This window comes from Schaalia vaccimaxillae DSM 15804, from assembly GCF_000420425.1.
GTDB lineage: Bacteria > Actinomycetota > Actinomycetes > Actinomycetales > Actinomycetaceae > Pauljensenia > Pauljensenia vaccimaxillae.
Window position 1 is genome coordinate 1 of the sequence record NZ_ATUX01000007.1, and the last position, 13,659, is coordinate 13,659.

The window sequence follows — 13,659 nt, forward strand, 5'->3', positions numbered from 1 at the left end:
GTTGATGGTTTTGGTGCCTGTTGCCATGGCTCCTGAGGGGTTGAGGTAGTACCAGGTGTTAGCTTCTTTGAGCCAACCGGTGACCATGTAGGAGGAGGCATCGAAGTAGTAAAAGGCTCCGTTGACGTATACCCATTCGGAGCTTGCGACTGAGCCGTTAGACTTTATCCATTGCCATCGGCCGAGCGTGAGATTCCACTGTCCCGACGTGGATGAATCTGGGATCGCGGTATCCGAAGTCTGATCGGTGTGCGTGGAGGTTCCTGAGTTGATGATCCCTTGAGCTGCCGTTCGGATGACGGGCATTTTTGCATAGGCAGCATTGCCTGGGCAGGTTGTGGCGTTGACGTCCCTGTGCCCGATGATGCGCCTGAGGGTCACGGATTTATTTGCGTAGTAGCCACTGCCCGAAGCATCATTGACACCGGCCCGCGAAAGCTGCCAGCCCGCAAGCTTGCCGACAGCAGTCAAAGTAGCCGACGAGGGCGTTTGCGACGTGTACGTGCCGAGCATTGAGATGCCCATGGTTCCGGTGTTGTAACCGTAGGCATGTCCCCCAACTGGCATCTTGCCGGCAGGGGCGGTCAGTGAGCCGGAGCGACCTTCGAAGACGCGGCCCCATTTGTCGACGAGGAAGTTGTATCCGATATCTCCCCATCCGAGCGTTTTTGCGTGGTACGTGTAGATACCTCTGACGATTGAAGCTGACTGAGCCATCGTGTAGTCGTTTGTTCCTGCCGTATGGTGGACGACCACAAACGGGGCAGAAACATACTCTGGGTCCCATGTCATTGCGCGCTCGTCTGCTCCCCACTGAGCTCGCGAGGTTACAGAGATCGGCAAACTTGGAGAAGTTGTCGAGGCAAAAATTTTGGCGATCCTTGCAGAACCAGTCGAAGTTCCACCTGCAGAGAAACCAGACCCGCCAGTTGGTGTGGCTGTCCCTTCAGACTGAGGGGGGAGAAAATCCGTTAACGAAGGTTCAGATTTTTGATGCGTTTCGTCGTGCAGTGAGGTTTCAGGAGGGGTCTCAATCGTGGCGTCTTCAACTGATAAAGTCTTCTCTCCTTGAGGATTAGCGGGTATCAGAGCTAGTTCCATATTTGACGGGAGGGTGGATGCAGGGCCATTCACTTTGACCTGTACTGCGTCAGCACCGCTCGTAATAAAAGGCTCTGTACCTGCGCGACCGACACCATCGTCACGTCCTGATCCGTCCTCCTCTTCGAGGACATGCCACTCACTCCAAGCATCATCTTTGCCGGTTCTGACAAGAATCTCATTCTCTTTTGATAAAGGAGTGTCGGCATCCCACGTCAGCCCAGTGACGAGGAATTCATCAACGGAGAGTGCGGAGGTTGCGATAGGTAGCGATTCGCTGGTTATTGAATTGGAGCTAGCCAAGCTAGTTGCTGACGTAGTTGGAGAACCAGTTTCAGATGTCAATTCCAGGGTTACCACCGGTTCTGTAGAGTCCGCCGCAGATGTGGGTGGGGTAAATGAGGCAGTCAAAACTGCTGCGATGGTGAGGGTAGAAGTTACCGCGCAAAAAAGACGCATCTGTGGCTCCAGTTGCAGATGTTGCAGATGTTGTAGATATGAAGAAACTATCATCAACTCTGAAGATCCGAAAGTGTCGCTGTGTAGGCGAGACTCAGATCATGTCTTTTGGCATAGCTTTTCTAAAGAGCTGATAACTTGGCGGCACTCGAACAAGCAGCTTGAGAGCCTGCGTGCGATAGGAGTGAACATGACGATCAGCGTCGCGCTGTGCACCTATAACGGTGAACGCTTCATAGCTGAACAACTGAGATCGATCCTTGCGCAAACTGTTCCTGTCGACGAGATCATCATTGGTGACGACAACTCATCGGATGAGACCCTCGCGATTTGTGAGAGCCTTCTTACGGACTCAGGCGTCGTCTTTCAGATTCGTCGCCATCGGCCAGGCCTTGGGGTGCGAGGAAACTTTTCTGATGCAATCAGCGCCACTACCGGCGATGTCATTTTCTTATGCGATCAAGATGACGTCTGGCGGAATGACAAAGTCGAATCACTTCTGAGCCAGCGCGGCGGAGCCGTCTTGCTCCACACTGATGCTCGCCTTGTAGACGGCGAAGGCCAGCCACTAGGTACAACGCTACTCGAAGAACTTCGCGTCAGCCGATGGGAATTCAACAACCTTGCAGCAGGCGACGCCCTCGCGGTACTCCTCAGACGTAACCTTGTCACCGGAGCAACCTGCATGGTTGACGGCAACTTTGCGCGCGCCGCGATGCCAGTACCCGACGGCTGGATACACGACGAATGGCTGGGATTTCTTGCAGCGTTAGGCCATGGACTGAAACTGATACCTGAACCACTCATCGACTACCGCCAACATGAACACAACGTCATCGGAGCCAAGAAGGAATCACTCGTGCAGCGATTCCATAGGATGCTCAAACCCGACCCGGACGATGACCTACGACGCCTCACCAGGGCCAGCAGCGCCGCGGCCTACGTCGAGAGGACCGGATGCGGTTCCAAAACAGATCGATCCAAAGTTGTTGAAGCCGCGGCTCATCAAGAACAACGCTTCGCGCTGCCAGCTAACAGAATTGCCAGGATTCCCCTTATCGTTCGTGAAATCACCCGCGGAAGATATTCACGTTACTCTCGAGGCTGGCTCACTGCGGGCCGTGACTTGCTCCAAGTTCGTAACACTCCCCAAGCCTGATACCAGAAGCCACGCGCTCGCCTAGCTTTGAAAAGTGCTCACTTGCGGCATAATTGCACCATTCATCCAACGAGAGGATTAATCCAGTGAAGATCGTTGTCACCGGCGGTGCCGGTTTTATCGGCGCTAACTTTGTGCACACGCTGCTTGAGGATCATACAGACGTTGATGTTGTCGTCCTCGACAAGTTCACCTACGCAGGTAATCGCGGTTCCCTCACGGATATTCCTGGCGACCAACCCAACCGGCTCCAGGTAGTCGAAGGCGACATTGCAGATGCTGACCTCGTTGACGCCCTCGTCAAGGATGCGGATGCGGTCGTTCACTTCGCTGCAGAATCCCACAACGACAACTCTTTGAATGACCCGTCGCCCTTCGTTGTCACTAACCTGATCGGCACCTACACGCTGCTTGAAGCAGTCCGCCGCCACAAGGTGCGTTTCCACCACATCTCGACCGATGAAGTCTACGGCGACCTAGAGCTTGATGATCCAGCAAAGTTCACACCCGAAACGCCCTACAACCCGTCCTCACCCTACTCTTCAACGAAGGCCGGTTCAGACCTCCTCGTACGCGCATGGGTGCGCTCCTTCGGCGTAGAAGCCACCATTTCCAACTGCTCGAACAACTACGGCCCCTACCAGCACATCGAAAAGTTCATTCCCCGCATGATCACCAACCGCATCCGCGGTGTGCGCCCTCGCCTCTACGGCGACGGCCTGAACGTGCGTGACTGGATCCATGTGCGCGACCACAACACGGCAGTGTGGGACATCCTGATGAAGGGCCGCATCGGCGAAACCTATCTGATTGGTGCCGACGGAGAAACCAATAACAAGGATGTTGTCGCCATCCTCAACGAACTCATGGGCTACCCGGCTGACGACTTTGACCACGTTGCTGACCGCGCAGGCCACGATCTGCGCTACGCCATCGACAACACTAAACTGCGTGAAGAACTTGGATGGGAGCCTCACTTCACCGACTTCCGCTCCGGCTTGGCTGACACCATTGCCTGGTATGAGGCCAACGAAGCCTGGTGGGCGCCACTCAAGGACGAAGTCGAAGCCAAGTACGCAGCCAAGGGCCACTGAGCGCCCCTCAACGATCCGAAAGAACAATGATGCCCTTCGTCACCGTCCTCATGGCGACCTTTAACGGTCGCCAGTGGATTGACGAGCAAGTTGACTCCATTCTCAATCAGAAGGGAGTAGATGTTCGCTTGGTTGTCTCTGACGATGGCTCAACGGACGGTACGAGGGAGCATCTCCAAGCGCGCGCTCAAAACGAAGCCAGGATTGTTGTTCTGCCACAGCGCCACGGAAACCCAGGGGTGACAGAGAACTTCTTGCACCTGTTCACCGGTCACACCCCGGATGGCTCATTCGTTGCTTTCTCGGACCAAGATGATATTTGGCATTCGGATAAGCTCAGCCGCCAGCTTCAGATCCTTGAAGACAACGCCGCAGACGTCGTGTCATCCAACGTCTTGCGTTTTGATGAAACGGGGAAGCGGGTCTTGATCCGCAAGAGCAGCCCCCAGCGCAAGTGGGACCACATTTTTGAAGCGGCAGGCCCTGGTTCAACGTACGTCTTCACCCCTGACGCCCACAAGCGGATCGTCGACGTGTTGGCGACGTTGGACTACTCCCAGATCGGGGTCCACGACTGGTACCTCTATGCGTTGGCCCGCGGTATCCAAGCCAAGTGGATCATTGATAAACACCCCACTTTGGACTACCGCCAACACGCTGGCAATGTCCAAGGCGCCAATGTTGGAACTCTCGCACGCATCTCTCGTCTCAACCAACTTAAATCTGGTTTCTATCGCGATCAATTCATCAAAGTGGCTCAAGCGGTCGCCAAATCCAATACTTACTCGGCTAAGGACCGCGAAGATCTCGACCAGCTCATTGATCTTCTTCAACGAGACGACTTCGCTGCCCGCGCCGCGCTCTTCCTCAAGTGGCCACAGATCCGCAGGATCCGATGGGAAGGTGTTCAACTGGCAGGCGCCAGGCTTCTGGGGGTTTGGTGAGGCCTCGGCTCACGGCCAGAGTCCAGCTAGATCACTACCACCGGTACACAACCCAACCGCCGTCGGCTCGTTCGTCTACGAGAATCTGCTCCGCCTGCCCATCGTTGTAAAGCGTCGGGTCGATTAAGACAACACTGTGACCTGCAAGCCACTGGTCTAAGACTTGCGCGCCCACCTGACGTGAATCCGCGATGAGGCCAACGCGCGCTCCCGAGCCAATCGTGGCGTGCGCGAGAGCAGCATTGCCTTCAAGGGATTTCGAAACAGCGTCGTTAAGTGCGGGCGCAGGATCGGGGATCCTGGTGATCAGCGCGTCGGGCTGCGCCATGAGTTCCGCCAACGCGTCGAGGGCGCCAGCAGGCAGAGTCTGCCCCCATCCGAATGCTAAGAAATCACGCGGCTGAAGCAGAACATGTGCGCCATGTGCGAGAGCCTCGCGGGCTTGTGGCCCGTCCTTGTGGGTGACGAGGACGTCTGCAGGTCCCAGGCAATCGACTGACGAGGGCGCCGCCGGCGAGGGGGCAGCAGGCAGAACTGTCCAACCCATGCCGAGCGCTGATATCTCCCACACAACGCGCTGCCAATAATCCAGGTTAAGGAGGATGCGTCCAGGGGGCATCTCAGCTCCTGAGAAAAGGTCGACGCTGAGTTCTTCGCCCAGGAGGTTTGCGATCTTCGCGAGCCAGCGCGCAGCCACAGCGCCTCCTAGTTCAACACGCTCGTGAGAATAAGAGGTGAGGACCGGCCCGGGGCGCCTGGTAAGCGAATCGATCAAATCATGGAGGGAAGACATAAAAGAAGACTAGCGAAAAGGCTGTGCTTATTGGGTACTCATATGCCGCGGAATGGCGCGGAAAAAAGAATAGTTGAACGCTTGGCAAGGCGTGGGGCGAGAATCTCAATTACCTCGATCGGCTTGACTTGTGTGTATGACACGCGTGTAATTCTCGTATTGAAGCTTTTCTGCGATGAGGAGACGGACACGTGTGGAACATCCTGGGTGACGGACCGATAGCTTGGTCCGACGCATCTGATGCTGACGCTTTCGCCCTCGTCGACGGGCCCCTGGCCTGGCAGCAGCACGCACTGTGCGCCCAGACCGACCCCGAAGCCTTCTTCCCAGAAAAAGGCGGATCGACGCGCGAAGCCAAGGCCGTATGTCAGTCCTGCGAAGTGCGCGAAGAATGCTTGGAATACGCACTTGCCAACGATGAGCGCTTCGGTATCTGGGGTGGCTTGTCCGAACGTGAGCGGCGCCGCCTGCGCCGCATGACGGTGTGACCCTTCTCGCCCGCAGCGGAGTCTTCGCCCTCGTCGTCGCGCACGCACCGAGCACCGACTTAACCGCTGTCCTGGACGCCGTGGCCCAGCAGACCATGGCGCCCTCGGGCATCGTCCTCATCGACGCTTCCACTGACGGATCCATCATCTCAACGCTGCCCGCCGGCGATTCTGCGAACCCTCCTGACTTGGTGGTTGTGCGCGCCCCGGCAGCCAAGAACCTCGGCCAAGCCATTGAACGTGCTACCCAATCGGCGGACCTACCTCCAGAAGTGTCCAATGCGCGCTGGTGGTGGATTTTGCACCACGACTCGGTTCCTGAACCCACGTGCTTAGCTCAGCAGTGGGAGGTTGCCGACCGAGGCAGAACCATCGCAGCCGTCGGCCCCAAACAATTCGACTGGGAAGGCGAGCGCCTACTTGAAGTCGGGATCCTCGCGACCCGCAGCGCCAGACGCCTCGAACGCATAACCGTCGGAGAAATCGACCAAGGTCAATACGACTCCACCAGTGATGTTCTGGCAGTCGGAACAGCAGGCATGCTGGTCGACCCAGCAGCCTGGAAACAGGTGAGAGGATTCGACGCTGCCCTCGGCCCATTCGGAGACGGCCTTGATTTTGGGCGCAGGCTTCACCGCAGTGGATTCCGCGTTGTCGTTGCCCCCAAAGCTCGACTCCGTCACCGCCGTGCATCCTTGGCCAGGCAGCCCCAACAAGTTGATTCCAGCCACTTCGACGAGGTTGTCGGCCTTGGCGTCGACAGCGAGCACTCTGATTCACCGCGCAAAGAACACTCTCCCCAGGACGTGTCCTTCGCTCAGCGCCGCTTCGCTCAGCTCTACAACTGGCTTAAAGCCACCCCAGCGCCGCTTCTTCCACTCATGATGGCCTGGCTAGTTGTGTGGAGCCCGGCCCGAGCCTTCGGGCGCCTCGTCACCGGAATGGGACACTTAGCCGGCGCCGAACTGGTCGCCTGGCTCAAAACGATCCTCAAGACCGGCCACCTTCTCAAAGCCCGCTACCAGGCACGCCGAGCAGCCACCATCCCTGCTTCGGCACTGCGCGGTCTTGAAACAAGCCCCAGAGCTCTTCGTGCGCAACGTTCCTTGAATCGCAAAATCGCACGAGGCCAACGCGCCGAAACCCTCGATCCACTGGCCTTGGCATCACGACGCTCCTACAGAATCTCATCCGCGTTGACTGTGGCCGGCCTGCTGGCTGTCACCGGAATCTACTCCATCGCCACCTGGCACAGCTCATCTACCGGCCTGACCGGCGCCGCCTGGACAACAATGCCGTACCAATGGTCTGACCTGTGGCGGGCAGCGTGGGCCACGTGGATCCCAGGAGGAGATGGAGCAGCCTCCGTTGCAGACCCACTCCTTGTCATCCTGGCCGTTGTGTCCTGGCCATTCCACCTGCTAGGAGTGGTGCCAGCCTCATTAGTGGCGTGGATCCTCATGGTGGCGCCCGTCCTCGCGGTCATTGTTATGTGGCCGCTCAGCCGCAGGCTAACTTCCAACTTGCCGCTGCGCGCCGCAGCCGTCTTATTGTGGGTGGCCCTTCCTGCTCTGACACTGTCCCAATATCAAGGACGCATTGGTGGCGTGCTCATCCATTTGGCGCTTCCGATTCTTGCGGCCGCATGGATGTCGCTGCTCAGACTCTCCACGCCACTACCACTGCAAGCCACCAATGAAGTGGTCTACCAATTGCTGCGTTCGCGCACCGGAGCCTATGGAGCCTTCGCATTGTCGGCCGCGATCATTGCTGCCTGCGCCCCGTGGACACTCCTTATCTTCGTAATCCTCCCGCTCGTGGCAATTAAACGTGTTGGCCGGCGTGCCTGGCTTCTTCTTGCCGCCCTGCTGCCCGCTGCTGGGCTTGTCGCCCCAATCAGTGCAGCTTCCATCGCAGGCAACCACCTCAACGCCTTGATCACTGTCGGTGGGGGTGCCTACGCGGGCCAGACGTCGCAATCGTGGTACACCGCCCTCGGATTGCCTGCAAACACCGGATGGCAGCCCTTCACCTATGCCAGCATGGCACCCATCGCGATCCTGATCATCGCGATCCTCGTCGGAGTCGTCGCACGAGTGATGAAAGGCGGCTCGCTGACGGGTTGGCGTCCGATGATCACAGCAGCTTTGCTGGCAACCAGTGGAATCATGACGCTCATTGCCGTCCTCATTTCACGAACCCCTGTCGCCCTCGTCGATGGACACATAGCGTATGCCTGGGCGTCACCAGCCCTATCTTTTGCAGGCCTGGCTCTTGTTGGAGCTGTACTCATCCTGGTTCCTGCAAACATCCCCTGGGACGCTCCACAAATGCGCCGGATCGGTCAGCTTGGAACTGTCATGCTCATCGCCGCGGCCGTCAGCTTGGGCGGCCCCATCGTTGCACGCATGCACAATGCCGGAGCCGACGCCGAAAAGACCACCTCCGAACTAGCGCAAGCTGATCACGTTGGCGCATTGACACATCCGCAGGTATCCGCCGTTTCTAGCCAGGCTCAACAATCAACGAGGGCGGGGCGCGTCCTCGTCATCGAGGCCAACGACGATCTATCGCAAGTCCGCGCCCAACTTTGGCGAGGCGCCGGAAAGTCAATGACCGATGACTCTGCACTGACCAGAGCTCAGGCCTTGGTCGACGCCATCAGCAATGATTCCTACCAAGACCCAGCAGCCGCAGATCTGGCAAGTCTGGCGCTGACCCTCATCGTCTACCCAGATTCGGCTACGGTTGGCCGCCTAGCCGACCACGGCGTTGACACGATTTTGATTCCGTCCGGCACGCAGGCTAACCGCGAACTGGCTGACGCCCTCAATCGCGCTCCAGGCCTGGAAAGGGTTGGGCAGACCGACGCCGGAGACGTGTGGAGGCTTCGCCCCGACTCGCGCCAACCCGCCAGAGTACGCCTAATGGATCGCAGCGGATGGAAGAGCGTCGAATCCACCAATCTGACGGCCACGCACACCTACGATCAGCCGATCAACGCAACACTGGTCCTAGCTGAACGCGCCGATCCTGGGTGGCGGGCCACATTAGACGGTGTGCGTCTTGAAAGCGTAGAAGGATCGTGGTTCCAAGCCTTTAGCGTGCAAGGACAAGGACGCCTCATCGTCGAACACACCACATGGTGGCGACTGCCCTGGCAAATCGGTGTGCTGACGCTTCTGGGATTCGCTGCCGCGATGAGTATTCCCATAAGGAGGCGCCACCATGACTGAAGCGCATCGCCTCAACCGTCCGATATTGCTCATCGGATCCGTCGTGTGTGCAGCGAGTCTGACCGCGGCCGCCACCCTTGATCTGTGGGCTCCCGCAACCCAGCCGAGCCCTGCCGCCGCCCCAACGGTGTCGGCATCGCCCCTATCCGTCGTCCTTGCATGCCCAACGGGCACCATGAACCCCTTCGACACTGCCGAAGGGGCATCGCAGGGCGGAGTCTGGACCAGTACGGGACTGAGCGCAGGTGATCCAGCTCCAACCACAATCGCCGTCCAAGCCGAAGACGATCAGCCACTTGAAGTACCCACCGGTCTCGTCATTGCTGGCCAAGGTGGTGGTGAGCTACTCGGATTGTCTGCGACCGGCTGCGCAGCCCCCACATCAGAACAATGGATCGCCTTTGGATCCACGCTCGTTGGTGAAGACCCCGTCCTCGTAATGTCTAACCCGTCAGATAGCGCATCCATTGTGTCGGTGACCGCGTACGGGCCGACAGGCATCATTGATGAAGTTCCCCAACAAGTCACTGTCCCGGCCTCCCAAACTATTGCTGTTCTGCCGGCCGGCTGGTTCCCCGACGAGGCCAGGCTTGCGCTGCGTATTAGTGCCGACGGGCCGGGCGTGGGTGTGTGGATGCAAAGTTCACGAATGGACGGTGAAGTGCCCATCGGAACGGCGTGGGTTTCGTCAACGAAACCGCAGACCTCGCAGGTCATCGGTGGAATCGATCCTCAAGCCGAAACCTATCTGCGTCTTGCCGTGCCCGGCGAGAACCCAGCCCATGTCACAGCCAAGGTCATCGACTCTGACGGCACCACGCTCATCGACGGAGCCGACCTTGACGTAGATGCCTCAACCGTATTGGACCTACCGCTGGGGGCAATCTCCACCGACGACCAACCTATTGCCGTCCTCGTCGAATCGGACGTACCGGTTGTCGCCCAAGCATCATCTTCCACCCAAGGCGCGGCTTTCCCCGATTCGGACCTCAAATGGGGCGCGCGCACGGCACTGACTCCAGCTCCTTCCATCACCTCGGTGCAACTGCCCGGAGCCACGGAGCTGGCCAAGATCGTTATCGACCAGCTGAGCTCTGAACCTAAACGCCCCACATCCCAGCCCACCGACTCCGGTGGCCAAGCTGTTTCTGCTCAGGTTCTAGTCATTCCTTCCGTAGCTGACCAGGATGCGTCAGTAACGGTTGGCGACCAGCAGATTCAAGCAGCGGCTGGAACTGCCACCGTCATTGATCTGCCACAAGATCCCACGTCCTTGACATCCGAACAGCCCATACGGGCGATCCTGGTGATCAGCGCGTCCACACCCAACGCGACTGTGCAGGCAGTCAGCCCCATCGGGACTCCGGGAATCGCCACCCAATCTGGCACTGTGAGTATCGAGAACTAAAACCTGGGATGGGCGATCGTCTGATCGGTTAGCCCAAAGCTTCATCCAGTTCGTCTGGTGGAATTACCAAAATATGAGAGATTCGCTCAGCCACGACACGTCTGGTGACGTCAACGACTTCCGCAGGCGTTGAACGAAGAACGATCGGCAAACGATAGACGACGATCCGATCGCGCAGACCACGACGACGATCCGCAGGAAACACGCGAGCCAGAACTTCGCTGTGCGACTCCCACTGGGCTGGGTCAGAAGGTGGGACGTCCTCGGTGGCAAACTCTATGGAAGCTACCCCTGGCCAGCGCCGAGTGAAATCCATGATGATCTGAGTAACCATCAGATCGAACTCTTCTCGCCGTGTTCTCCACGCGGGGGTGCCTGGGAAAAAGAGGGGACCGCGAGGACCTCGACCGTGTCGGTCGCGACGAGGACGAGTTGGGTTCGGACTCACCCGCCCAGGCTAACTCCTCGAGCCCAACCTCATGACAGGAACCGCCGAGAGGGGGACCTGCCCGCATGCAAGAGGTGCCGTACAGTGGTCGGGTGATTGCGGCTCGACATTGCTCTAAACCCGGGTGTTCACGCACTGCCGTGGCAACTTTGACCTATGACTATCGCGACTCCACTGTAGTGATTGGCCCGTTGGCGACTGCGTCTGAACCCAATTCCTACGACATGTGCGAAGAGCACGCCCAAACTTTGACAGCCCCCAAAGGATGGCAGATCGTCCGCCTCGTCACCCATTTCGAGCCGGCACCTCCCAGCGGAGACGACCTACTCGCCCTCGTCGACGCCGTCAGGAGAGCAGCCCAGGAGCCGCACCCGGCTGCCTCCTCCGCAGGACCGCAGACATCCGAGCAACGCTCATCCAAAAACTCGACAAGCAGGCCTGCCGCTCGCAGCGATCAAGCGCCCCAATATGGCCCTTTCGCATCCCCTCAACTTTCAGATGCACACGAGGCCGAAACAACCGTCAGGCAACCGGATACAACCAGCCCACTTGACCCACAATCCCCGTACGCGCGCCGACGCGCCCAGTTCACGGTTATTAGCCACACTGACGAGGACTAGCTCAGATCAGTCTGACATTACTCAAGCGCGGGTGGTGAAACCGCCAATTTTCACTGGTCGGCAATATCGAAAGCAGAAGCGTGCGACGCTCTCCACCTGTGGACAGCCTCGTTTTGCCGACCCACTTCACGGTGATACTCGCGGTCGCGAACAATGACCAGCACAGCCGCAATGAAGCGCTCAGGATCCGTACCCGGCGGGGGAGGAGTCTGAACACAACGCATGACACGCGACGCCAAATCTGCTCCGGCTTGGGCTCGAATGGCCGGCGTGAAAGCGCGGTTTGTTCGCAAGAATGTTTGGGCCTCGACCTGAAGATCAGCAGGTAGAGGCAGCACAATGGCGCTCGACGCCCACTCGTTCAACTCTGCAGGCATAATGACCGGGGCAGAGGGCCTCTCAACTGCCAAACGCACTACCATGGTGCCCGCAGCATAATCGCCGAGTCTCTTGCCGCGTGGAGACACCAACGCGCACACCAATGCCGCTGCCCCAAAAGACAGCCACAATTCGATCACTCCCACCAGGGCGCGCACCAGACAGTGACGAACGGTGACCACGCCTCCGTCGTCTCGAACAGCACGCAGCCCAAAAGCCCACTTGCCTAAAGAAGATCCGCGTGTGGAGGATTCAACAATCCAGGGAATCACAAACATCAACATCACCAAAGTTGTGATGACCACGACCCGCGTCATGGATTGCGATAAGGCCGATATGAGATCGGAACTGAGCAAGAGTACAGCGAAGATGGCCAGAAGGGACACCACCGTGTCGATGAACCGTGCACCCATCCGCACCAGGGGAGAAGCTGGGCGAATTTCTAACTCGACGGCCTCGCCCGTCAGCATCGATTCTTCCCTAATACGGCGCATCGGGACGACGACATCACTCATGTATGACACGCTAGCGGATGTGGACATTGATGCGCTCAGGGCCTCGCGGGAGGTCGACTGGAAACGACTAGCTGAATTGAGCAGACAACGCCGACTCTCTGGCAGCCAAATCGACGAATTAGACTTGCTCTACCGCCGAGTCACATCAGACTTGGCCAGAGTGCGAGCATCAAATCCAGACCCTGACACAATTCGGCGCCTATCAGCTGACCTTGCATCGGCTCGCGCCCGGCTAACAGGAACTGCAGGGGCCTCCACAACTGCGATCTCTCGATTCTTCCGGCACGTGCTTCCCGTTGCTCTGTACGACATCCGCTGGTGGATCCTTGGGATCATCGCATTGTGCTGCGCAATTGGAGGCGCACAAGCGGCATACCTGCTTCACACTCCCGACGCCATGGCCAGCCTCGGGTCTCCTATTGAACTTGAAAACTATGCGACATCAGAGTTCGTCCAGTACTACCACCAGGACACCAACGCCGAATTTGGCTTGTCCGTGTGGGTGAATAACGCATGGATTGCTCTGCAATGCGTGGGTGGGGGCATCACGGGTGTCTACCCCCTGTACGTCCTCTTTCAAAACTCAGTAAATCTTGGAGTCAGCCTCGCCGTCGTCATGGAATATGCAGGCCCCTGGCACTTCTTCCGATTCATCCTTCCCCACGGCCTGCCTGAACTGTTGGCAGTCTTCATCTCCGGAGCCGCAGGCCTGAGAGTGTTCTGGGCGCTCATTGTGCCCGGCCCGCTGCCACGGTCTCAAGCCCTGGCCAAAGCGGGACGTGCCATGGTCACAGTGGCTATGGGTTGCGTGATCTTGCTCTTCGTATCCGGGCTCCTCGAAGGCTTCGTGACGCCCTCTGACCTACCCGACTTCGTCAAAGTCGGTCTCGGATCACTCGTGTTCATCGCAACCTGGACCTACATACTGGTTGTTGGCGGACGAGCCGCTCGCTCTGGAGCCGACACAGACCTCATTGAGGACGCAGGCTACACCAAAGCAACAGCCGGATAATACG

The 13,659-nt window shown here is 58.3% G+C and carries 12 protein-coding genes; 8 read left to right on the forward strand and 4 right to left on the reverse strand.

Annotated features, from left to right (window positions below; genetic code table 11):
* Positions 1-1,560, reverse strand: a 1,560-nt coding sequence (locus G439_RS11200; protein WP_022868097.1) for a peptidoglycan recognition protein family protein, incomplete at its 3' end; no start/stop codon positions are given.
* Between the two features lie 190 nt (positions 1,561-1,750).
* Here G439_RS11200 and G439_RS0105040 point away from each other — a divergent pair.
* The 3 genes from G439_RS0105040 to G439_RS0105050 all read left to right on the forward strand — a co-directional run bounded on the left by G439_RS0105040 (position 1,751) and on the right by G439_RS0105050 (position 4,757).
* A complete protein-coding gene (locus G439_RS0105040; protein ID WP_040434725.1) occupies positions 1,751-2,719 on the forward strand; it encodes a glycosyltransferase family 2 protein in 969 nt (322 codons plus the stop codon).
* Positions 2,720-2,805: 86 nt separating this feature from the next.
* On the forward strand, positions 2,806-3,813 hold the full coding sequence (gene rfbB / locus G439_RS0105045) for a dTDP-glucose 4,6-dehydratase (protein WP_022868099.1): 1,008 nt from the start codon (positions 2,806-2,808) through the stop codon (positions 3,811-3,813).
* Positions 3,814-3,839: 26 nt separating this feature from the next.
* Positions 3,840-4,757 carry a glycosyltransferase gene (locus G439_RS0105050; protein ID WP_026459410.1) on the forward strand — a complete coding sequence of 306 codons (918 nt, stop codon included), beginning with the start codon at positions 3,840-3,842 and terminating at the stop codon, positions 4,755-4,757.
* A gap of 34 nt (positions 4,758-4,791) precedes the next feature.
* Here G439_RS0105050 and G439_RS0105055 read toward each other — a convergent pair whose 3' ends face one another.
* Positions 4,792-5,550 (reverse strand): TIGR03089 family protein, encoded by a 759-nt coding sequence (locus G439_RS0105055; protein ID WP_022868101.1) that lies wholly within the window; start codon positions 5,548-5,550, stop codon positions 4,792-4,794.
* A gap of 218 nt (positions 5,551-5,768) precedes the next feature.
* On the opposite strand from G439_RS0105055, the gene G439_RS0105060 reads away from it, so the two are divergent.
* The 3 genes from G439_RS0105060 to G439_RS11205 are packed head-to-tail and all read left to right on the forward strand — an operon-like array spanning position 5,769 to position 10,682.
* On the forward strand, positions 5,769-6,038 hold the full coding sequence (locus G439_RS0105060; protein ID WP_424133828.1) for a WhiB family transcriptional regulator: 270 nt from the start codon (positions 5,769-5,771) through the stop codon (positions 6,036-6,038).
* Positions 6,035-9,274 (forward strand): glycosyltransferase, encoded by a 3,240-nt coding sequence (locus tag G439_RS0105065; protein WP_022868103.1) that lies wholly within the window; start codon positions 6,035-6,037, stop codon positions 9,272-9,274. The genes G439_RS0105060 and G439_RS0105065 overlap by 4 nt, the downstream gene beginning before the upstream one ends.
* The gene (locus G439_RS11205) at positions 9,267-10,682 is read left to right on the forward strand and encodes a DUF5719 family protein (RefSeq protein ID WP_022868104.1); all 1,416 of its coding nucleotides are present in this window, start codon (positions 9,267-9,269) and stop codon (positions 10,680-10,682) included. Before G439_RS0105065 ends, G439_RS11205 begins: the two co-directional genes overlap by 8 nt.
* 28 nt (positions 10,683-10,710) lie before the next feature.
* Here the strand turns inward: G439_RS11205 and G439_RS11210 are convergent, their stop codons facing one another.
* Positions 10,711-11,130, reverse strand: a complete 420-nt coding sequence (locus G439_RS11210) for a metallopeptidase family protein (RefSeq protein WP_022868105.1) — start codon at positions 11,128-11,130, stop codon at positions 10,711-10,713.
* 92 nt (positions 11,131-11,222) lie between these two features.
* Between G439_RS11210 and G439_RS0105080 the strand changes: the two genes are divergently transcribed.
* A complete protein-coding gene (locus G439_RS0105080) occupies positions 11,223-11,750 on the forward strand; it encodes a DUF3499 domain-containing protein (RefSeq protein ID WP_026459413.1) in 528 nt (175 codons plus the stop codon).
* 50 nt (positions 11,751-11,800) lie between these two features.
* Here the strand turns inward: G439_RS0105080 and G439_RS11215 are convergent, their stop codons facing one another.
* A complete protein-coding gene (locus tag G439_RS11215; protein ID WP_165544523.1) occupies positions 11,801-12,643 on the reverse strand; it encodes an RDD family protein in 843 nt (280 codons plus the stop codon).
* A 19-nt stretch (positions 12,644-12,662) separates the two neighbouring features.
* Between G439_RS11215 and G439_RS0105090 the strand changes: the two genes are divergently transcribed.
* Positions 12,663-13,655: a stage II sporulation protein M gene (locus G439_RS0105090; protein ID WP_026459414.1), complete on the forward strand. Its 993-nt coding sequence runs from the start codon at positions 12,663-12,665 to the stop codon at positions 13,653-13,655.
* Positions 13,656-13,659 lie beyond the last annotated feature (4 nt).